Here is a 21,358-nt window from a genome sequence, read left to right as displayed (position 1 = left end):
TTTAACGCAGCGTTAGCCCCACTTGTTCAAGGTGGCCGGATGAACGTCGACAATCAGCAGGGCGTCGCTTTCGGCCGAAGAGGCCGCGAGAGTCGCGCCCAGCCTGTGCTCGCCGGCCGCATGGTGAAACCGGCGCGCCCTGTCGGCCATATCCTGCGCCTGGTTGGTTTGACGAGCCTTGTGCTGGTTGTGGCCGTTGCTGTCTTCTGGGCCCTGCCGGCGATTCAAAAGCTGAATGCCGAAACCGCGCGGGCGGAGCAGCGGGTAATCCAGATCGTGAACCAGCCGGTCACGCATATGCCTCGCTCTGGGCAGTGGATGGAGTATTCACCAGGCTGGTTTCACCCAGGCGCCATAAAACCGGACTTCAGCAATGTCGATATCCGCGCCACGCAGGAGTTCCCGTATACCAGCAGCGATCATGTCACGTCGGATCTGAACCCCACTGAAATGTTCATCGGGGATGAACTCGAGTTCAATGCGATGACCAAATATTTCTATACCGACCGAGCGTTGCCCAAAAAGCGGCTGTCAAATGCCGAAATGATCGAGATCAACAATCTTTATCGCATCGTCGGCCACGACGAACAGGCGATTTTCATGCGGTGGCTGATGATAGCCGGGCTCGTGGCGGTTGGGTTTTGCCTGGGATCGCTTCTGCTCCTCCATCGAGGCTTCCGCCCGGCTGACTGATTGCCGCCGGTCTTGGTCAAGAACTGGGTGCGTTCACCATCGATGGCGAGCGCGTCGCCCCGGCTTGTCGGATAGAGGTCCCGGGCGCCCTCGAACCCGCATGAGCACCCCCAGTGAACAATTTCAAGCCAAGCATTCATGCAGGACCTTCCGCGATCACGGAATTACCGCTCGCGGGAGACGTGCTACGTTCTGCCCGCGGCGCTTTAATCCCGCCTGGCCGGTGCCAAAGGTAACCCCAAGCCCCCCCGCCCCCTTCGGCGCCGGCCGTGGGCGGGCTTCATTGAACGAACGGATCGTCCGTCGCACGGTCAGACAGACTGGCCAGAGATTGTTTCCCTGGATGGCGAAGCCGCGATCGATCCGCCACACCGCCCGTTCATATGGAGCGGGAGAATCCGCTGAAGGCGGAGCAGAAGGTGTCTTGGATACCTTTCAATAACCATGAGTCGATTTCAGTTTCTGCCCTGACCTGCACCCTTCGCCTCGGGGATGCGGATCATGGTGGAGCTTTTGCGAGGACCCTGCTACACCTCGAAGCCTGACAGGAGGGCAACGGCGGGCCAATCCTGCAGAGGTTGGTGATCTTCCGGTGGAAGCGGCGGACTGCGTTCCGCTGCGGGGCTTGCTTGCGATGGACGAGAGCCAGAAGGGGCGACTAGGCTCAGGCATGGCTGAGCGGCATTACACGCGTCAGTTGGCGACGATCGTTTCGATCGACGCGGTGGAATTCTCGCGCCTGATGGGCATAGACGATGAATCCGCCGTTGCCGCATTCGAGGCCAGGCGTGACATCATCGTCGATCGCTGCGGCGCATTCGGCGGGCGCACCTTCGGCGAAGCCGGCGACAGCATCATGGCCGAGTTCGGCAATCCGATCGAGGCCCTGCGCGCGGCTTTCGATTTCCAGGAGCGCATCGGCACGCTCAATGCATCCGTCGACAAACACATGCGCATGCCCTTTCGCGCCGGTATCAACACCGGCGATGTCATCGTCCGTGAGGGGCGGCTCTATGGCGACGACGTCAATATCGCCGCCAGAATCCAGGAATTCGCACCGCATGACGGCCTCGCCGTTTCGGAGACGACCTGGCACCATGTGAAGGACAAGACCGCGGCCGAGTTCACCGATCTCGGCGAATTCACGCTGAAGAACATCGTGCTGCCGGTGCGCGTCCTGATCGCCGGCCGCAACGGAAACGGCGCGTCTCCCATCGTCCCAGCCGTTCCCCAGAATAACCAGCAGAGGTTCTCCAAAGGCCCGCCGGCCATAGCCGTCCTGCCCTTCAGGGGCGAGGGCGGCGAGCGCGACATCGGCTACATGGCCGATGGTATTGCCGAGGACATCATCTACGGCCTTTCCAACACCAGATGGCTCTCGGTCATCGCCAAGAGTTCCAGCTTCCAGTTTCGCGACGATACGCTGGGCACGCGGGTGATCGGCAACGCGCTGGGCGCGCGCTACGTCGTCAGCGGCACGTTGATACGCAACAACGGGAAGATCCGTCTGGACACGTCGCTTGCCGATGCATCGAACGGCCGACTGGTCTGGTCACAACGGTTCGACCGCGATCTGGTCGATATCTTCAAGTTGCGCGACCAGATTGGCAGCGAGATCGTCTCGATACTGGACAAGGAAGTCGACCGCGCCGAGCAGGTGCGGACGTTCCAGGTGCCTTGGGAAAGCCTGGAGAGTTGGCAATTGGTGCGGCGCGGTCGCTGGCACATGAACCGGCGCACGCGCGGCGATACGGAAATGGCGCTGGAATTCTTCGAGAAGGCCTATCAGGAGGATCCGAATTCGAGCACCGTCCTGAATGAACTGGCATGGTGGTATTTCTGGCGGGCGTGGCTGCATTTCGGCGACAGCGACGATCTGGACAAGGTCGAGCGATACGCCCGCAAGGCCTTGCTGATGGATAGCCAGGATCCGCGCCCGCACGCCCACCTTGGCGTCATCGAGATCATGAGGGGAAAGCCCGGGGCCGCGATCGACCACCTGGAGGAGGCGATCCGCATCAATCCGAGCTTTGCCTTCGCGCGTTCGGCAATGGGCAGCGCGCGTCTGCTGGAGGGCGACGCCGCGGGTGCGATACCGTTCTTTCTCGATGCCGAGCGATTGAGCCCCTTCGACCTCTATCGGTTCCACAATCTTGGCGAACTGGCCTCAGCCTACAATTTCGTCGAAGACTGGCCATCCGCGATCGCCACCGCCGACCGCTCGCTCAATCTGTCGCCCGGCTATTTCTATGCCAGGTTCGTCAAGGTCGGGGCCTTGGCGAGAAGCGGCCGTAACGACGATGCCAAGCGGGAACTGGCCATCTTCATGGCACGGCATCCCGATTTCTCCGAGCAGCGGGTTCGCTGGATACCATTCGCGGACAAGGCCGCAAACGAGTTTCTCATCGCCAATGTCGAACTGGCCAAATCAACCGCATGATCGAGATGGCGGAGTCCGGGGAACTGTGAGAAATTTCACATACGCGGAACCGTTGCAAACCTAGGCCTTGGGGAGCCGGCATCGCAATGACGTGGATAGCCGGGGGGCTTGAACGCGCATGATCAGGATCAAATACTTCGACGCCATTCGCGCGGCCCAGAAAAGCCAGCGTCCGCTGTCGCAAATGCCGCCCTTCGACATCGAACGGCTCCGTTCAAAGGGTTTTGCGGCGCGCCTCGCCGGCTTCCTGTTCAGCGATCCTCGCTGGCTCCTGGCGCTTTTGCGCAGGTTCTGGCCCAACCTTGCCATAGGCAATTTCCTGCTCGTCACCAGAAATGCCGACGTTCGCGACATATTGGAGCGCGGCGACGAATTCGAGACGCCTTACGGGCCGGAGATGACCGAGCTCGCGCGGGGATCGAACTTCATCCTCGGCATGCAGGATGGCGCCGCCTACCGGCGAATGAAATCATCGGTGCTGAGCGCCTTTCCGCCGTCGGAGGTCGAAGCCGTTGTCAGGCCGATCGCCGCGCAGCAGTCGCGCGAAATCATGACTGGCGCCACGCCCGGTTTCGATGCGGTCGCCGATCTGATGAAGATCGTCCCGGTGCGCATCTGCCGCGATTACTTCGGCCTCGAGATTGACGACGAGACCGAGTTCGCGAACTGGTCCCTGGGCTTGAGTGCGTTGTTCTTCTCCGATCCGACCGCGAACCCGACCGTGCGCCAGCTTGCCGTGGTGGCCGGAGATCGGCTGATCAAGGTCATCGACCGCTCTATCGCGGCGATCAGGGACAAGGGTGCGAAGGACGAGAAGCCTCTGCCCCGGCTGGTCGCCTTGCTCGATCAGGGGCGCCTGTCATTGCCCGATCTTCATTCGATCATGCTGGGCATGATCACCGGCTTCGTTCCGACCAACCTGCTTGCCGGCAGCAATTGCCTCGACGTCATCCTGTCGCGGCCGGACGCCCGACAGGCCATCGATGCGGCACTGGCCGACGAAGACACCGACAGGCTGGACAAGGCCATTCGGGAAGCCATGCGGTTCAAGCCGATCTGGGTTGGTCCGTGGCGCTACACCAGCCGCGATACGACCATCGCCAGGGGAACGCGCCGCGAGCGCGTGGTGAAGGCGGGAACGGTGGTCATGCCGGCAACGCTGTCGGCGATGTTCGATCCCGATGCCGTGCAGAACCCGAATGTCTTCGATATCACGCGTCCGGATCGCGATTACATGGTCTTTGGACATGGCATCCATCTGTGCATAGGCGCCGAAATCGCCAGGATCCAGATCGGCGAAAGTCTGCGTGCCCTGTTCCAGAAGCCTAACCTGCGCCGGTCCCCCGGCAAGGTCGGACGAATGACGAATGTCGGCGCCTATCCGGACAGCCTCGCGGTCGATTTCGACCGGCCGGCCCTTTGCCGGACGGTCGACCAGTCGATGGTGACGGTGGTCTGCCCGATCGCTCGAAGTGCATCGCTGGATGACGTCAACCGCCGGGTCGGCCAGCTCGGCAACCCGGCCGACGACGAGATCCGCGCCGAGTTGAACGCAGCCGGCATCATTCATTTCACCAGCCTGGCTGTGGTCCCCGCTGACGAGGCGGACGATGGGTCGGGCCGTCAGGCAGGGGCGCTTGTTCTCGAAATCTCCGGCGACGGCAGCATCGATGACGTCATCAATGCCGTGACGCAGGCCATCGGACATCGGCTACGGCCGGTTTTCAAGGACGCCTGCGACCTGGGAGATGGCGCGCCGCTGCACGACTTCCTGCGCAAGCACAATGTCGATATCTCGCCTTCGTTCGGCAGCAATGCCGGTCTGGTGTTTTCGGGGACGCCGGGGCATTCGGTCCAGCGTATCCTGGCTGAAGCCGAACTCGCCGACTCCATTCGCGCCCTTGTCGAGAAACCTCGGCCCGCCAGCGTCAGTGCCGCCGCAGTGCTTGAGGAAGCCCGGCGTCATGTGCGGTCATCGGGAAAATTCGCATGGGCGTTCGAGCCGGCCGAGAGCCTGCTCGAAGACCCGCCAGGAAAGTGGTGGCAAGCCATAACCACGACGCTGCTGGCGCCGCCAATGCTGGCCGCCGTCTTCGTGACCGTGCTCGTCTTTACATGGGCGATCTATGTGCACGTGTTCGGTGATCCGGCCGGTGTCACTTTGGCCACCGTCATCATTGCCGGCGTTGCGCTGCTGTTGGCCGCGCTCGGGCTTCTGGCTTTGACGGGGCTATTCCTCGGTGCCTGTTTCCTTGCCCTGAGGCGGCTCGAAAACAGCGACCGTCCTGACAACACCGCGATCGACCTCATCGCCCTGAACAAGATCCTCGCCCACGAGGATCACTTCGCCCAGAACCATTTGACGGCGATCTCGACGATGAAGCCTGGAACCTTGCGGTGGCTGGCGCTCAGGCTTTCGTTCTACCTTATCTCCATCTCGGCCAAGAAAGTCTTCAAGCCGGGCTTCCTCGCCAACATCAACACCATTCACTTCGCCCGCTGGGTGCTGGTGCCTGGCACCAACAAGCTTGTGTTCTTTTCCAACTACGGCGGCAGCTGGGAGAGCTATCTCGAGGATTTCATCGCCAAGGCGGCTGCCGGCCTGACCGGCGTATGGAGCAACACTCAAGGATATCCGCGTACCCGCTGGCTGTTTCTCGACGGCGCGCGCGATGCTGATCGCTTCAAGCGCTGGGCGCGGCGGCAGCAGGTGCCGACCCTGTTCTGGTATTCGGCCTATCACGATCTCAATACGGTCGGTATCCGCGTCAATTCCCAGATAAGGCGAGGCATCGCCGGGGCGACCGGCAGCGAAGCGCGTGACTGGCTGAGCCTGTTCGGATCCTTGCCGCGTCCGAGCACGCAGCAAACCGGGGCGGCGATCAGCCTCCTCACGCCTGCTCCGCCAGCCGTGGAGCAATTGGAAACCGGTGAAATCCAGTCCATTTTCTTTGGTCCGTTCGGCTCGCTGGGCCATGCCCACATGCTGGGCATCGCTGTTCCCGACAATCTCTCCAGCGTCAGCCGAAAAGCGTGGCTGGAGTTTGTCGTCGAGCGAACGAGCTTCGGCGATGGCGTCCCGTCGGCGCGCGCCATGACAGTGGCGCTCGGTCCCAATGGCCTCAAGCATTTGGGGCTGGATGGCGGCGTCGGTGCCGATCCCCTGGATTCATTTCCGGCAGCGTTCCGCCATGGCATGGGCAACCCCCAGCGCAGCCGCATTCTCAATGATCTCGGCGACAGCGCGCCAGACAAATGGGAATGGGGCTCGCACAGAAACCCTGTGGACCTGGCGGTCGTTTGCTATGCCGAAAGCCAGGAGATGCTGCAGGCCGAGATCGCTGCCATCAAGCAAAGGGTCGTGAATGCGGGCATGACCGTGGTCGCGCAACTGCCTTTGATGGTAATACGCGACGGCAAGAAGTCGCTCGAGCATTTTGGCTTTGTCGACGGCGTTTCGCAGCCGATCGTCATCGGAACCACGCGCGCCAAGGCCAGTACCGCGCCGATGCACCTGGTGGCGCCGGGCGAGTTTCTGTTCGGCTATCGCGATGAACATGGCTTCTATCCGGCATCGCCTTGGGTCCAGGCGTCGCAAGATCGCGACGGCATCCTGCCGGCGGTGCGCCACAACCGCATCATCCCCGGCCAGCCGCCATCGCCACATGATTTCGGTCGCAACGGCACTTTCATCGTGCTGCGCCAGCTCGAGCAGCACGTCGAAGCCTTCCATGACTATTGCAAGACCGCGGCCACGCAGGTGGCAAGTGATACCGGCAACCCGGCTGTTACCCCGCGCTGGGTTGCCGCCAAGATGCTTGGCCGCTGGCCCGACGGCAGCTCGCTGGTGCGCAATCCCGACGGTCGCCCGGGTCGCAGCGTCGACAATGACTACGCCTTTGGCGTCGAGGATCCACAAGGGCATCGCTGTCCGCTGGGTGCCCATGTCCGTCGGTCGAATCCGCGCGATTCACTGGGCGAAGACCATGAGACGCAGATCCAGATCGGCAAGCGCCACCGGATCATCCGGGCGGGCCGCAGCTATGAGAAGCAGGACGAGAAGGGCGCGGTCGAAAAGGGCCTGCTCTTCATGTGCATGAACGCCGACATCGAGCGCCAGTACGAATTCATCCAGCAGACCTGGGTGTCGTCGTCTTCGTTCCAGGGCCTCGTCGACGAAAGGGACCCGATGATCGGCAAGCATCGCGGCGGCAGTTTCACCATCCCGTCATGGGAAAAGGCCACCGTGCTGAAAGGCATTCCGAAATTCATCACCACGCGGGGTGGCGGATATTTCTTCATGCCGAGCCGGTCCGCGCTGCGCTATCTGATATCGCGGCTCTGAGCGGCCAACATTTCCATGAGCGGTCCTTCGTCAGTCGTCGTCGCGCGACTCGGCCAGGTGGCGAAGAGCACTGGCATCGACCATGCGCAACCCGCCGCGTTTGATGTCGATGATCTGCCTTGTGCGCCAGTCATTGAGCGTCTTGTTGACGGACTCGCGGGTTGCTCCGAGGAATTCGCCGAGTTCCGACTGCGAGATCGGTATCCAGCCGCCGGCATCCGCCATCACGCCGGCAAGGAAGATCAGCCGTTTCGCCAGCCTGGCCTCGATGCCGAAAAAGGCCTGGTCTCCGAGTTCGCCGCTGACCCAGCGCAATCTCGTGCACAACAATTCGATCATGGCGCGCGCCAATGGCGGATTCTTCTCGATGCGATCGAAGAGCTGTGTCCGGCTGAGCGAGACCAGCCCGCAAGCGGTCAGGCAGATCGCGGTCGCCGTGCGCGGGCGCCCGTCGAGCGCGCCGATCTCTCCGACCAGGCTGCGCGACAGTTCGATGTTGGCCACCAGTTTCTGGCCGCCTGGCGAGTATATCGAAATCTCCACCGTGCCGCTCATCACGCCATAGATGCGGTCGGCGACGTCTTCCTGGACGAAGAGATGCTGGCCCGCTGCATAACGTTCGATCTTGCAGCCGCTGAACAGCAGATCAAACAGGCTCGGATCGATCCGGGCTAGGCGCGGCAGGTCATCGCTGTCGTTTGCGCTGGGCATGATCAGGTTCCGTTGATCCAAGGGACGTGACTGCTCTCTGGAATGTTACCGGTATCGAAGGTCAATTTCGTGCTAATATAGCAGCACGAATTGGGAGGGTCGTCCACATACGCATGGCTTTGGGGCGCTGGCGAGCCGGTTTTCGCGTCGGGCAATTGTTCGGAAATCGGGTTACCGCCTGTGAACCACATCACAGATCGAAGCGACAAACAGAGCGATTGTTCGCATCGACCGAAGCACCATACCGCAATCGGGGGATGTTGTTTCGGACGGAAGTGAAAGGGTTGGGCATCACCGTCGATCTCGACGGTGCGGGTAAAAGGGGTAGGGCGAGTGGCTAATCAAAAGTTCAATCTCAGGAAGGAACAGGACGGGACGTGGACTGTATTCGACACCTCCACGGGCGAGCCTGCGTCAACGAAGAGCGCAATCGGCCTCACTGTCTGGCAGGCCGGAGATCTGGCGGTTCTCCTGAATCTTCTGGATGCAAGGCGAGGCGATATTCCGATGCCGCCGTATGCCTATCCTCACGGAGATTCCGCGGTTCGATCCCAAAAGGCGGACTGATCGGACGGTCTTGCAGGGAGGTTGCCCGTCCTTCCGGACGGCGATTTCTCCCTTGGGTGGGTGACATGCACTCATAAATTGGGCGCGGTGCGACGTAGGCACGTGCACCGCGCCCCCAGTCTTATTTCTGCGGGCTCAAATCCATCGCGAACCACTTTTCGGAGATTTTGGCCAAGCTGCCGTCGGCGCGCATGCCCTCGATAGCCTTGTCGAGGATTGCCTTGAGCTCAGGCTCTTCCTTGCGGATGCCCAGGCAGACGTTGGTGGCCATGATGCCACCCGTCAGCAACGGGCCGCTGGCCTTCAGCGCGCCATTGCTGCCCTTGGCGCGATCATTGACGAACACAACATTGTCGAACTGCGCATCGATGCGGCCGCCTTCGAGATCGAGATGGCTTTGTTCGGCTGATTTGTAGGTCCGGACTTCGACAGCGCCGGCAAAATTCTCCTCGACGAACTGCAACTGGCTCGTGGACAGCGAGGCGCCAAGCGTCTTGCCCGTCAGTGCTTCCTTGAGATCGGCCACGGCCTTCTGGCCTTCCGGCGTATCGGTCGACAATCTTTCCCCTGTGTGGGGCAGGTTGGCGAGCGGGCCATCGGCGGGCACGAGGAACGTGTTTGGGGTGATGACGTAGGGATTGGAGAAGTCGATGACCTTGCGGCGCTCTGGGTTGGGACCCATGGTCAGGACCACGTCGAACTTGCCGGCCAGCAGCGACGGGATCTGGCTATCCCAATCCTGCACCACGATCTTGCAATCGAGCGCGGCGCGTTTGCAGACTTCCTTCATGACGTCGAGATCGAGCCCTTCGACCTCGCCGCTGGCGTTCACGGAGTTGAAGGGCGGGAAGGCGCCTTCGACGCCAACGGTAACCGATTTCCAGTCCTTTGCGGTGGCGACACCGCCCAGCAGAGGCAATGCAATGATGGCAAGCGCGGCTGCCAGCGATGATCTTGAGGCCATTGTTTTCTCGTTTTCGTTCCCAGGTTGAAGTCGGACCCCGGTCGCCTGGAAAGGAACACCGGGAAGCTCAACGCCAACCTTGATATGGCTTTCAGTGTCTGAAAAGCAGAATCATGTTCACATACATGAACCTGGTTCAGCGTTCCGTATTTCGTCCGTCAGGCGCAGTCTGCTTTGACATGGCGAACCACATCCGCGTGGGTGGCGAACCAGACCTTGCCGCGGCTGCGTATGTGGGCGACCAGCGCCTCGACGATCCAGATCCGCGAGCGATGGCCGATGATGTCGGGATGCATGGTCAGCTGGAAAATGCCGCCCTCGTCATAGGCGGCGTCGAACTCGGCGATGAAGATCTTCAGGATGTCGTGCGGCGCGATCTGCGGCCGCAGCCCACCCCAGCGATCCATCACCAGATAGGCGGCATCGTCGCGTATCCATTCCACCGGCAGTTCGATGACGCCGCTGGGCTTGCCGTCGAGCAGAAGCTCGTAGCAATCGACGTCGGCCATCAGGGACGAGTCGTAGAGCAGCCCCATGTCGGCGGTGATGCGCAACGTGTTGTCGCTGAAATCCCAAGAGGGGGTACGAATGCCCACAGGGCGCACGCCGGTGATCTGTTCCAGCGTGTCGGCGGCGCGCATCTGCAGGTCGCGTTCGGTCTGTGCATCCAGCAAGGTGTTGCGCTCGTGGATCCAGCCATGCAGCCCGATCTCGTGACCGCTGGCGATCAGCTCCCGCTGCTCATCGGGATAGTGGATTGCCGAAACAGCGGGAACGAAGAAGGTCGCCGGAATGCCTTCGCGCGCCAGCAAGCGGCGGATACGCGGAATGCCTTGCCGGGGACCGAACTGGCCCTGCGACAGGGCCGAGATCGAGCGCCCGCCATCGCGCAGCTCGAACGTGTCGTGGTCGCTATCGAACGACAGCGCCACGGCGCAGGCGCCGCCTTGCGGCCAGCTTGCGGGTTTCAGGCTCCGCCCGGCACGGGCGCGGTTCATGATCGTCTGCAACCGTTCTTCGGGCCATGTCCAGGTCGGGACCGGGGTTTCGTTCGCGCTGCTCACAGGGTTGGTCCTCCACTGACGGACAAGGTCTGGCCGGCAATCCAGCTGGCCAGGGGCGAAGCCAGGAACAGCACGGCGTTGGAAATATCCTCGGGCAATCCGATCCGCCGCAGCGGGATGGAGTTGATCATCGCCTGCTGCCCGTCCTCGCCATAGGACGCCCATTGCCGCTCATAGTCGGGGCTGGTGCGCAGGAAGCCGGGGGCAACCGCATTGACGTTGATCCCGAACGGGCCGAGTTCATGGGCCAGCTGCCGTGTCAGGCTGATGAGGGCTGCCTTGGCGCTGGCATAGGCCTGGATCCCGGTCAGGCTGACGCCCAGGCCCGCACCGCTCGATATGTGGACGATCTTGCCGCTGCGCTTGCTTTTCATGGCCGGAACCACTGCCTTCGCGACGAGAAAGGCGCCCCGGACATTGACGTCGTAGATGCGATCCCAGTCACGTGCCGGCACGTCTTCGACGGGCTTGCGGGCCTGGCCGAGGACACCGCCGGCGACATGCACGAAGATGTCGAAGCCGCTGTCGCCCGCGTGTCGGGCCACGACCGCCGCGATGTCGGTTTCGTCGGTGACATCCATCCGTTCGCCGGCTAACGAGCCGCCGCGCGCGGGCCTTGCCTCGCTGAGCAAAGGCTTGAGCGCGTCTTCATCGATGTCGGTGGCAATCACGGCCGCGCCATTGGCGGCAAAGCTCTCGCAGATCGAACGCCCGATACCGCGCGCGGCACCGGTCACCAGCACGCGCTGGCCCTCGAAATGAATATCCATATTATTGATCTTTCGTCGTTTCCTTGTAGCCAAGCCTGTGGCTGAGCTCGGCCGCGTTCCTGATCACCGCCGCGATCATGCGATCGCGGCAGGCATCGAAGCGAGGCGATATGGTCGCGATGTTGAGGGCCGCGACCACTTCGCCGGTGGCGTCGCGGACGGGTGCCGCCACGCCCGATCCGCCGGTGATGGCCTCCTGGTCGCTGATGGCATAGCCATTGTCGCGGGCGGCTTCGATGATCCTGCGGATCTGCACGCGGTCGATCACGGTATGGTCGGTGATCTGCACGATGCGCTCGCGCGCCAGGTAGGCCGCCACCTTGTCGGGCCGCCAATGCGACAGAAGCACCCGCCCCATCGCCGTGCAAAAGGCAGGGTCGGAGCCGGTCAGGTCGGAATCAAAGCGGATCGCTCGATGGCTGGCGCTCTTGGCCAGCAGCTTGACGCGGCCATCCTTGCGGCGCGCGCCGAGAAAGACGGTCTCGCCCTCGGCGTCGCGCAACGCGTCCATCAGCGGCTGGGCGGTGGCGATCAGCTGCGCTTCGTCGCCGCTCGACCAGCCCGGCCCGTTTCGGAAGGCATCGTGGATCCGGTAGGCGTCCGCCTCGTCGCGCAGGACATAGGCGCGCGACACCAGCGTGGCCAGGAGATTGAACGTGCTGCTCTTGGGGTAGCCAAGCTCGGCGACGATCGTCTTCAGCGACAACGCCTTCGGGGAGCGGGCCAGAAGCTCCAGGATTTCCAGAACCCGCACAGCGGATTTGACGTCAGAGTCACCAGGTTTGTTCATGTATGTGAACCATATTCCTATTGAAGAATATCGGCGGAGCCATACCATGCTGAGAAGACGTTGAAAAGGAGCAGTTTCGAGAATGCAGTCACAACACAAGACGGCCATTGTCACCGGCGCGGCGCGCGGGATCGGCAAGGCCTGCGCGCTGGATCTGGCTCGCTCTGGCTACAACATTGCCCTCGTCGACCTGCTCGAAAGCGAGCTGGTGGCGACGGCCGGCGAGATCGCGGCACTTGGCGTCAAGGCCGAGACTTTCGTCGCCGACGTGGCCAGCCACCAGCGGGCCGGCGAGGTCGTCAGCGAGGTGATTGCCCGTTTCGGACGCGTCGATTTCCTGCTGAACAATGCCGGCCGGTCCGCGCCACAGGGCATCCTGGACATCACCGAGGATGAGTTCGACCGGGCAATCGCCATCAATCTCAAAAGCTGCTTCAACTATATCCAGCACACGGCGCCGCACATGCTGAAGCAGGGCGGCGGCCGCATCGTGTCGATGTCTTCGCTCAACGCGCTTTCGGGCGGCGTCACGGCAGCGGTCAGCCGCTTTGCCTATGCTGCTGCCAAGGCCGGCATTCTCGGCATGACCCGGGCGCTCGCCAAGGAACTGGGCCCCAACATCGCCATCAACGCGATCTGCCCCGGGGTCATTCGCACCGAGATCGATACGAATGTGACGGAGCGCGCCGACGAGGTCATCAAGGGCATTGCGCTTGGGCGGCTTGGATGCGCCGACGACGTGGCGCGCCTGGTGACGTTCCTGGCGACGTCGGAGCCCTGCTTCATGACCGGGCAGACGCTGACGGTTGACGGTTTCCAGTTCAACGTATGAGGTCAGGCCGGTCACGGGCCGGGATGACGGGATAACGGTATATGGAATTTCTGGATCTGGTTGGCTTCGGGCCTGAAGGGTGGGGCAAGTCCCTGCTCCTGGCCGCGCTGGTGACGATCATGGTGGCGATGGCGGGCTTCGCGCTCGGCATCGTCATCGGTGGCCTTGTCGCATGGGCAAAGCTTGCCGGCGGCACGGCCACACGCATCTTCGCCGATACCTATACGACAGTGCTGCGCGGCGTTCCCGATCTCCTGGTCATCTATCTCTTCTATTTCGGCGGAAGCCTGCTTTTGTCGGCGATTTTCCGGCTTTGGAGCGATGGCGGCTTTGTCGGCATCCCGCCGTTCATCGCCGGCGCCACGGCCATCGGCGTCGTTTCCGGCGCCTATCAGGCCGAAGTGTTTCGCGGCGCCTTTCGCAGCCTTTCGACAGGCGAGATCGAAGCCGGCAAGGCGGTTGGCATGCATCGCCTGCTCTTGTTTCGCCGCATCATCGCACCGCAGGTCGCGCGCCATGCCATACCCGGCATCGGCAATGTCTGGCAGATGACCTTGAAGGAATCGGCGCTGGTGTCGGTGACCGGACTGGTCGAGATCCTTCGTCAGGCGCAGATCGCCGCCGGTTCCACGCGCAAGCCGTTCGAATTCTACCTCATCGCCGCCGCCCTGTTCCTGGTCATCACCTGGCTTTCGCAACGCATCTTCGACTGGCTCGAAAAACGGGCCTCGCGAAGCATGGTGCGGGAGGCGGCGTAATGGACTTGCTCTTCATCCGCGACAGTTTCGTCGGACTGCTGGCCGGTGTGCCGCTGACGCTGCAACTGACCCTCATCGCCTTTTCGATCGGCGTGGTCATTGCCATCATCCTGGCCCTGATGCGCATGTCCGGCATCCGGAGCCTGGACTGGGTGGCGCGTACCTATGTCTTCCTGTTTCGCGGCACGCCGCTGCTGGTGCAGATCTTCCTGATCTACTACGGCCTTGGGCAATTTCGCCCGACATTGCAAAGCCTTGGCCTGTGGCAATTCTTCCGCGAGCCTTACTGGTGCGCGATCCTGGCACTGTCGCTCAACACCGCTGCCTATGGCAGTGAGATCCTGCGCGGCGCCCTGCGATCGGTCCCGCCGCGTGAGGTCGAGGCGGCGCGCGCCTGCGGCATGTCCGGGCTGCTGCTCTACCGGCGCATCATTCTGCCGATTGCCCTGCGCCAAGCGTTGCCCGCCTATGGCAACGAACTGATCCTGATGGTCAAGGCGACCTCACTGGCTTCGATCATCACGATGATGGACGTGACCGGCATCGCCGCGCGCCTGATCTCCTCCAGCTATCGTCCGGTGGAGGTATTCATCGCCGCCGGCGCGATCTATCTCATCATCAATTTTCTCCTGACGCGGCTGGTCGGCCTGCTCGACTGGTGGCTGACACCGCATTTGCGCGCGCCGCCGGCGTCATCGAACACAATGGAGAAGGTCAATGTCTGACCAGACAGCCCTTTCAGTGCGCAACCTGCGCAAGCGTTTTGGCCCGCTCGAAGTGCTGAAGGATATCTCCTTTGATGCCAAAAAGGGCGAGGTGATCGCGATCCTTGGATCATCGGGCTCCGGCAAGAGCACGCTGCTGCGCTGCATCAACCTGCTGGAGATGCCAAGCGCCGGCGAAATCGTCGTTGGCGACGAGGTTGTGAAGCTCAAGCCGCAGCGCGACGGGCTTGCCGTCGTCGATCGCCGCCAGATCGATGCGCTGCGGGCGCGCGTCGCCATGGTTTTCCAGAGCTTCAATCTCTGGTCGCACATGACCATCCTGGAAAATCTGATCGAAGGCCCGGTCCATGTCCAGGGGCGGCCGCGCCGCGAGTGCATCGCCGAGGCGGAGGCGCTGCTGGCAAAGGTCGGTATCGCCGACAAGCGCGACGCCTATCCCGCGCATCTGTCGGGCGGCCAGCAGCAGCGCGCGGCAATCGCACGCGCGCTGGCGATGAAGCCCGAACTCATGCTGTTCGACGAGCCGACATCCGCGCTCGACCCCGAGCGGGTGGGGGAAGTCCTCAAGGTGATGCGCGCTTTGGCGGACGAGGGCCGCACCATGGTGATCGTCACCCACGAGATGGCGTTCGCGCGCGATGTCGCAAGCCGGGTGATCTTCCTGCACGAGGGCATGATCGAAGAGGATGGCTCGGCGAGGCAGGTGTTCGAGAATCCGAAATCGGCCCGGTTCCAGAAGTTCATCTCCACCAACCGCGACGATGTCTGAACCGCTGGGAATACGGGATCACGCCTGACTCACGTCGACACGAAGAGAAGACCGCTGCCATGACCACCGACAAGGCCGAAGCCATTTCCGCTTGGCTCGATGAGCAGGCGCCCGCGATGCTGGTCCTGCTTGGCGAACTGGTCGATATCGATTCCGGTTCCCATGACAAGGCCGGCGTCGATCGTGTCGGAGCACGGCTTGTCCGGTTTTACGCAGAGCATTCAATCGACGTCACGACGATTCCCATTGCCGGTTTCGGCGACATCCTGCGCGCCGAAGCCGGCCCTGCGAGCCGCGGCCGCGGTCGTCGCAATTATCTTCTGATGGGCCATCGCGACACGGTGTTCGGCAAGGGTGAGGCGGTGCGCCGACCATTCAGCACCAGAGACGGTCGCGCCTATGGACCGGGCGTCGCCGACATGAAGGGTGGCCTTGTCATGAATGCCTTCGTCATGGCCGCGCTGAAGCGGTTTGCCCCCGAAATTCCCGTGGTTTCCTTGATGACCGGCGATGAGGAGATCGGCTCGGCGACGGCGCGCCCCTCTATCGAGGCGGAAGCGAAATGCGCGGTCGCCGTCTTCAACTCCGAGCCCGGCCGCGTCAGCGGCAACATCGTCACCGGCCGCAAGGGCGGTTTCGGTTATCGCTTCGACATCACCGGCAAGGCTGCGCATTCCGGTGTCAATTTCACCGAAGGCGCGTCGGCCATTGCCGAGCTTGCCCACAAGATCAACGCCTTGCACGCGCTGACTGATGTCGAGGAAGGCATGACGCTGAATGTCGGCCTTGTCGGCGGCGGCGTGTCGGTCAACACCGTCGCGCCGACAGCCAGTGGCGAAGTGGATGTGCGGTTCGTCACCAACGCCCAGCGCGACGCCTTGATCGAGGCGATCGATGCCATCATGGCAACCTCGTTCGTATCGGGGACAAGCACGAAAGCGGTTCGCGACAGCGACTTCTTCCCGCTCGTCCCGACACCTCGGAGCGAGGAATTGACCAGGCGTTATCTCGAGATCGCAAGGACCATAGGCCTCGACATAGAAGGTGAGTTCACCGGTGGCTGTGCCGATTCCGGTTTTGCGGCAAGTGCCGGTGCGCCGACGATCTGCGGTGTCGGCCCGGTCGGCGGCAAGGCGCATACGGAAGAAGAGTACATCGAAACCGCTACCCTTGCGCAGCGCGCGCGGGTGGCGGCGCTTACCATTTTCGCCATGGCGCAATAGCCAGGCCCGTCTCGGTTGAGGCAGGACCGAGACCGCTAGCGCGCCGTCTCAATCCATTGCGCATGCCCTCAAAGGCGGGCTTTCGTGCTGCGTGGCGTGGCCAGCAGCAGGTTGGTCTCGCTGCCGGTGATGCCGGGCACGAGTCTGATCCGCCGCAGCACCGCGTCCAGCTCGGTCAGGGTTGCCGTGTTCAGTTCCACCACCAGGTCCCAGCGGCCATTGGTGGTGTGGATCGTGGCAACCTCGGGAAAGCCACCGAGCGCGCGGATCACGCGATCGGCGGCATGCCCTTCGATCTCGATCATCATGATGCCCCTGACAGCGGGGCCGATGGATTCCGCACGCAAGATCACCGTGTAGCCGATGATCTCCCCGGATTGTTCCAGGCGCTCCATTCGTGCGCGTGCCGTCGCCCGCGACACGCCAAGGTCCGCCGCCAGGTCGGAGACGCTTCGCCGCGCGCTATGGCGCAGAAGCGTGATGAGCTTTTCGTCCAGGGAATCCATGTTTATCCAATATGGCAGCCTGATATCTCAAAATGATAAATACTTCTGCGACTTTTGCCAATCGGTACTATTCATTCCGCCGGGCAGATGCGGTTCAACCCTACTCGACATTGCAGACGGAGAGTGGCGGAATGAATTGCAATATCCTGGGCGCCCCGGTGCAGGACGGCACTGGTCGGATGGGCTGTGAAATGGGGCCGAGTGCGTTGCGCACGGCGGGGCTGGTCAGCGCGCTGAGGGATCTCGGCCATGCGGTGGCTGATCTCGGCACCATCGCGCCGGCGCCGGTGCGTCCGCTCACCCATGGCAATCTGGCGCTGAAGGCGCTGCCGGAGATCTCAGCCTGGACGGCGGGGATCGCCGACGCCGCCTATGCCGCCAGCGCCGACGCCATGCCGATCTTTCTCGGCGGCGATCACTCCATTTCGGCCGGGACCCTTTCGGGGATTGCCCGTCGCGCGGCCCAGGTTGGCCGGCCGCTGTTCGTGCTGTGGCTCGATGCGCACCCGGATTTCCACACGCTCGACACCACGGCCAGCGGCAACCTGCATGGTGTGCCGCTTGCATACGCCAGCGGCCAGCCGGGCTTCCGGGGCTATTTTCCCGACCTGCCGGAACGCGTCGACCCGGCCCGCATCTGTGCCTTGGGTATCCGCAGCGTCGACCCGGCCGAACGACAGGCGCTACGCGCCGCGGGCGTCACCGTGCACGACATGCGCGTCGTCGATGAACACGGCATCGCGCCGCTTCTGCGGGCTTTCCTGGAACGGGTGACGGCCGAAAACGGTCTGCTGCATGTCAGCCTCGATGTCGACTTCCTCGATCCGTCGATCGCGCCGGCGGTCGGCACGACCGTGCCGGGTGGCGCGACGTTCCGCGAGGCGCATCTGGTCATGGAAATGCTGTCGGACAGCGGCCTGGTCAGCAGTCTCGACCTCGTCGAACTCAATCCCTTTCTCGACGAGCGCGGCCGTACCGCCACGCTGATGGTCGACCTGACGGCAAGCCTGATGGGCCGCCGCATCATGGACCGTCCGACCAGGAGCTTTTGACCGATGACCGCCAGACTGAACATCGTCCCCTTCGTCAGCGTCGACCACATGATGAAGCTGGTGCTTGCCATCGGCGTAGACCGCTTCCTCACCGATCTCGCTGGCTACATCGAGGAGGATTTTCGCCGCTGGGCGCTGTTCGACAAGACGCCGCGCGTCGCCTCGCACAGCGTCGACGGCGTCATCGAACTGATGCCGACAAGCGACGGCCGCCTCTACGGCTTCAAATACGTCAACGGCCATCCCAAGAACACGCGTGACGGTCGCCAGACGGTCACCGCCTTCGGCGTTCTCGCCGATGTCGGCAACGGCTATCCGATGCTGCTTTCGGAGATGACCATCCTGACTGCCTTGCGCACCGCTGCTACGTCGGCGGTCGCCGCCAAGTACCTGGCGCCCAAGGGCGCGGACTGCATGGCCATCATCGGCAACGGCGCCCAGTCAGAGTTCCAGGCGCTGGCCTTCAAGGCGCTGCTCGGCGTCAACAAGCTGCGCCTCTACGACATCGACCCGGCGGCCACGCGCAAATGCGCCGACAATCTGGCGGGGCTGGGGTTCGAGATCACCTCCTGTGCGTCGGCGCATGCCGCCGTGGAGGGAGCGCAGATCATCACCACGGTGACCGCCGACAAGCAGTATGCGACCATCCTCACCGACAACATGGTGGGCAGCGGCGTCCACATCAACGCGGTCGGCGGCGACTGCCCCGGCAAGACCGAACTCCACCGCGACATCCTGCTGCGCTCGCAGATTTTCGTCGAATACACGCCGCAGACTCGCATCGAAGGCGAGATCCAGCAGCTCGATGCCGATCATGCCGTCGTCGAATTGTGGGAGGTGATGGCGGGGACGGCCGAGGGGCGCGCAAACAACCAGGCGGTGACGCTGTTCGATTCCGTCGGCTTCGCCACCGAGGATTTCTCGGCGCTGCGCTACGTTCGCGACCAGCTCGCGCGTACCGGGCTCTACGAGGAGCTTGACCTGCTCGCCGATCCCGATGAGCCGCGTGACCTCTTTGGCATGCTGCTGCGCGCCGCGAACCAGGGCTGAGGTCTACGCTTAGCCGGCTTCTGAAGTTCCGCCGAGATGACACTTGGGCGGTACTGGATAACTGTCCCGGCTTTGCTGTCGCGTAGCGTCGAATCGCTCAGGCGTGGAAGAACACCGGCTCCATCCGTGCCCACCATTCCCCGGGCGCGCGTGTCTCGAGCGGCTGCTGCAGGGGATCGCAGATCTTCCACCATTCCTGCATGGCAGGGTTCAGCTTCATCAGTTCCATGTCCGTGTCGAAGTCCTCGCCCACATATTCCCAGTAGGCGAACAGCAGGTTCTCGGGCTCTCTGAGAAAGATCGAATAATTGCGGATGTTGGCCTGCGTGATCGCAGCCAGAACCTCCGGCCAGACAGCGGCGTGAAGCGCCTTGTAGCGCACGATCACCTCGGGCTTCAATCCGATGCACAGGCCCATGCGGGTCATTCTCAACCTCCCTCAATCAAATGCGCGCCAGGCTAAAGCGGCCCGAAACGCAGCCGTTCCGCCTTGACCGTCTCTATCTGTTATATTAGTATTCTTCCATAACGCGCGTTGGCAAGAGGTCCGGTCGCGCCTTCTCTCACACCCCGACGGTACCATGGCGCGCACTATTCGACTGACGGACGCCGACAACATTGTCCTGGCGATCGACTCCCTGTCCCCCGGCGACGAGGTGAGTGCCGTCACCGCCACGCAGCGTGTCCCGCGCGGGCACAAGATGGCGCTCCAGCCGATCGCCAAGGACGGAGCAATCGTCAAATACGGCCAGGTCATCGGCTTCGCGAGGGAGGACATCGCGCCGGGCACCTGGGTGCACGAGCACAATGTCTATCTCCATGCTTTCGACCGCGACTATCAGTTCGGCGTCGACGCCAGGCCGACACGTTATGTCGAGCCCGAACGGCGCCGCACCTTCCAGGGCTTCAAGCGCGCCAGCGGCAAATACGGCACGCGCAATTACATCGCGGTGCTGACCTCGGTGAATTGCTCGGCGACCGCGTCACGGTTCATCGCCGACCAGGTCAATCGTTCTGGCATTCTCGATGATTATCCGAACATCGACGGCGTCATCTCGCTGGTGCATGGCACCGGCTGCGGCCTCGACACGCATGGCGAGGCCTATGAACTCTTGAAGCGCACGCAATGGGGCTTTGCCACCAACCCCAACATTGGCGGCGTGCTGATGGTCGGGCTGGGCTGCGAAGCCTTCCAGATCCCGCGCTGGATGCAGTCCTATGGCATCAGCGAGGACACGACCTTCCGCACGCTGACGATCCAGGAGGTCGGCGGCACCCGCAAGACAGTCGAAGCAGGCGTCAAGGCGATCCACGACATGCTCGCGGTCGTCAACCAGGCCGAGCGGACACAGGCACCGGCCTCGGAACTGATGCTGGCGCTGCAATGCGGTGGTTCCGACGGTTATTCGGGCATCACCGCCAATCCGGCGCTGGGCGTCGCGGTCGACCTTCTGGTCGCCGAGGGCGGCACGGCGATCCTTTCGGAGACACCGGAAATCTATGGCGCCGAGCATCTGCTGATGCGCCGCGCCGAGAATGCCGCGATCGGCGAGAAACTGGCCGAGCGCATTCGCTGGTGGGAGGATTACACCGCGCGGCACAATATGGAGATGAACAACAACCCTTCGCCGGGCAACAAGGCCGGCGGCCTGACGACCATCCTGGAAAAGTCGCTTGGCGCGGCGGCCAAGGGCGGCTCGACCAACCTCACCGGCGTCTTCAATTATGCCGAACCGGTCACGACCAATGGCCTCGTCTTCATGGACACGCCCGGCTACGATCCGGTCTCGGCGACAGGCCAGGTCGCCGGCGGTGCGAACATGCTTTGCTTCACCACCGGCCGTGGCTCCGCCTTCGGCTGCAAGCCGACGCCGTCGATCAAGCTCGCGTCCAATTCGCTGATCTACGACAAGATGATCGAGGACATGGACATCAATTGCGGCGATGTCCTTGATGGCGCTTCCCTGACCGACAAGGGCGAGGAGATATTGCGGAAGATCCTCGCCGTCGCCTCTGGCGAGCGTACGAAATCGGAACTGCTGGGCTACGGCGACAGCGAATTCGTGCCGTGGTCGGTCGGCGCCACCATGTGACGCCCA

General features: G+C 62.7%; 18 protein-coding genes. 11 read left to right on the top strand and 7 right to left on the bottom strand.

The window, feature by feature from the left end; translation table 11 throughout:
* Positions 1 to 39: 39 nt before the first annotated feature.
* From ABVQ20_RS19590 to ABVQ20_RS19580, 3 genes are all read left to right on the top strand, one after another.
* The gene (locus ABVQ20_RS19590) at positions 40 to 693 is read left to right on the top strand and encodes a hypothetical protein (RefSeq protein WP_354461148.1); all 654 of its coding nucleotides are present in this window, start codon (positions 40 to 42) and stop codon (positions 691 to 693) included.
* A gap of 670 nt (positions 694 to 1,363) precedes the next feature.
* A complete protein-coding gene (locus tag ABVQ20_RS19585; protein ID WP_354461147.1) occupies positions 1,364 to 3,133 on the top strand; it encodes an adenylate/guanylate cyclase domain-containing protein in 1,770 nt (589 codons plus the stop codon).
* 118 nt (positions 3,134 to 3,251) lie between these two features.
* Positions 3,252 to 7,478: a cytochrome P450 gene (locus ABVQ20_RS19580; RefSeq protein WP_354461146.1), complete on the top strand. Its 4,227-nt coding sequence runs from the start codon at positions 3,252 to 3,254 to the stop codon at positions 7,476 to 7,478.
* Between the two features lie 30 nt (positions 7,479 to 7,508).
* On the opposite strand, the gene ABVQ20_RS19575 is transcribed toward ABVQ20_RS19580, so the two are convergent.
* From ABVQ20_RS19575 to ABVQ20_RS19555, 5 genes are all read right to left on the bottom strand, one after another.
* Complete coding sequence (locus ABVQ20_RS19575) at positions 7,509 to 8,189, bottom strand: Crp/Fnr family transcriptional regulator (RefSeq protein WP_354461145.1); 681 nt, start codon at positions 8,187 to 8,189, stop codon at positions 7,509 to 7,511.
* A gap of 688 nt (positions 8,190 to 8,877) precedes the next feature.
* On the bottom strand, positions 8,878 to 9,720 hold the full coding sequence (locus tag ABVQ20_RS19570) for a transporter substrate-binding domain-containing protein (RefSeq protein WP_354461144.1): 843 nt from the start codon (positions 9,718 to 9,720) through the stop codon (positions 8,878 to 8,880).
* A 158-nt stretch (positions 9,721 to 9,878) separates the two neighbouring features.
* Positions 9,879 to 10,784 carry a polysaccharide deacetylase family protein gene (locus ABVQ20_RS19565; protein WP_435528389.1) on the bottom strand — a complete coding sequence of 302 codons (906 nt, stop codon included), beginning with the start codon at positions 10,782 to 10,784 and terminating at the stop codon, positions 9,879 to 9,881.
* Positions 10,781 to 11,554, bottom strand: a complete 774-nt coding sequence (locus tag ABVQ20_RS19560) for an SDR family NAD(P)-dependent oxidoreductase (protein ID WP_354461143.1) — start codon at positions 11,552 to 11,554, stop codon at positions 10,781 to 10,783. The genes ABVQ20_RS19565 and ABVQ20_RS19560 overlap by 4 nt, the downstream gene beginning before the upstream one ends.
* Before the next feature lies 1 nt (position 11,555).
* Positions 11,556 to 12,344 carry an IclR family transcriptional regulator gene (locus ABVQ20_RS19555; RefSeq protein ID WP_354461142.1) on the bottom strand — a complete coding sequence of 263 codons (789 nt, stop codon included), beginning with the start codon at positions 12,342 to 12,344 and terminating at the stop codon, positions 11,556 to 11,558.
* Between the two features lie 82 nt (positions 12,345 to 12,426).
* Here ABVQ20_RS19555 and ABVQ20_RS19550 point away from each other — a divergent pair, with 82 nt between their 5' ends.
* The 5 genes from ABVQ20_RS19550 to ABVQ20_RS19530 are packed head-to-tail and all read left to right on the top strand — an operon-like array spanning position 12,427 to position 16,651.
* Complete coding sequence (locus ABVQ20_RS19550; RefSeq protein ID WP_354461141.1) at positions 12,427 to 13,176, top strand: SDR family NAD(P)-dependent oxidoreductase; 750 nt, start codon at positions 12,427 to 12,429, stop codon at positions 13,174 to 13,176.
* A 41-nt stretch (positions 13,177 to 13,217) separates the two neighbouring features.
* Complete coding sequence (locus ABVQ20_RS19545) at positions 13,218 to 13,934, top strand: ABC transporter permease (protein ID WP_354461140.1); 717 nt, start codon at positions 13,218 to 13,220, stop codon at positions 13,932 to 13,934.
* Entirely contained in the window at positions 13,934 to 14,659 is a 726-nt protein-coding gene (locus ABVQ20_RS19540) for an ABC transporter permease (protein WP_354461139.1), read from the top strand. The genes ABVQ20_RS19545 and ABVQ20_RS19540 overlap by 1 nt, the downstream gene beginning before the upstream one ends.
* Positions 14,652 to 15,428, top strand: coding sequence for an ABC transporter ATP-binding protein (locus ABVQ20_RS19535; RefSeq protein ID WP_354461138.1), 777 nt, complete (start codon positions 14,652 to 14,654; stop codon positions 15,426 to 15,428). Before ABVQ20_RS19540 ends, ABVQ20_RS19535 begins: the two co-directional genes overlap by 8 nt.
* Before the next feature lie 59 nt (positions 15,429 to 15,487).
* On the top strand, positions 15,488 to 16,651 hold the full coding sequence (locus tag ABVQ20_RS19530; RefSeq protein ID WP_354461137.1) for a M20 family metallopeptidase: 1,164 nt from the start codon (positions 15,488 to 15,490) through the stop codon (positions 16,649 to 16,651).
* A gap of 68 nt (positions 16,652 to 16,719) precedes the next feature.
* On the opposite strand, the gene ABVQ20_RS19525 is transcribed toward ABVQ20_RS19530, so the two are convergent.
* A complete protein-coding gene (locus ABVQ20_RS19525; protein ID WP_354461136.1) occupies positions 16,720 to 17,157 on the bottom strand; it encodes an Lrp/AsnC family transcriptional regulator in 438 nt (145 codons plus the stop codon).
* 131 nt (positions 17,158 to 17,288) lie between these two features.
* Between ABVQ20_RS19525 and rocF the strand changes: the two genes are divergently transcribed.
* A complete protein-coding gene (gene rocF / locus ABVQ20_RS19520) occupies positions 17,289 to 18,209 on the top strand; it encodes an arginase (RefSeq protein ID WP_354461135.1) in 921 nt (306 codons plus the stop codon).
* Between the two features lie 3 nt (positions 18,210 to 18,212).
* A complete protein-coding gene (ocd, locus tag ABVQ20_RS19515; protein ID WP_354461134.1) occupies positions 18,213 to 19,259 on the top strand; it encodes an ornithine cyclodeaminase in 1,047 nt (348 codons plus the stop codon).
* 97 nt (positions 19,260 to 19,356) lie between these two features.
* Here the strand turns inward: ocd and ABVQ20_RS19510 are convergent, their stop codons facing one another.
* A complete protein-coding gene (locus tag ABVQ20_RS19510; protein ID WP_354461133.1) occupies positions 19,357 to 19,686 on the bottom strand; it encodes an L-rhamnose mutarotase in 330 nt (109 codons plus the stop codon).
* Between the two features lie 154 nt (positions 19,687 to 19,840).
* Here ABVQ20_RS19510 and ABVQ20_RS19505 point away from each other — a divergent pair, with 154 nt between their 5' ends.
* On the top strand, positions 19,841 to 21,352 hold the full coding sequence (locus ABVQ20_RS19505; protein WP_354461132.1) for a UxaA family hydrolase: 1,512 nt from the start codon (positions 19,841 to 19,843) through the stop codon (positions 21,350 to 21,352).
* The last annotated feature ends 6 nt before the right edge of the window (positions 21,353 to 21,358 follow it).

Source organism: Mesorhizobium shangrilense, from assembly GCF_040537815.1.
In the GTDB taxonomy this organism is placed as follows: domain Bacteria; phylum Pseudomonadota; class Alphaproteobacteria; order Rhizobiales; family Rhizobiaceae; genus Mesorhizobium; species Mesorhizobium shangrilense.
This window is presented reverse-complemented; position numbering and strand designations above follow the sequence as displayed.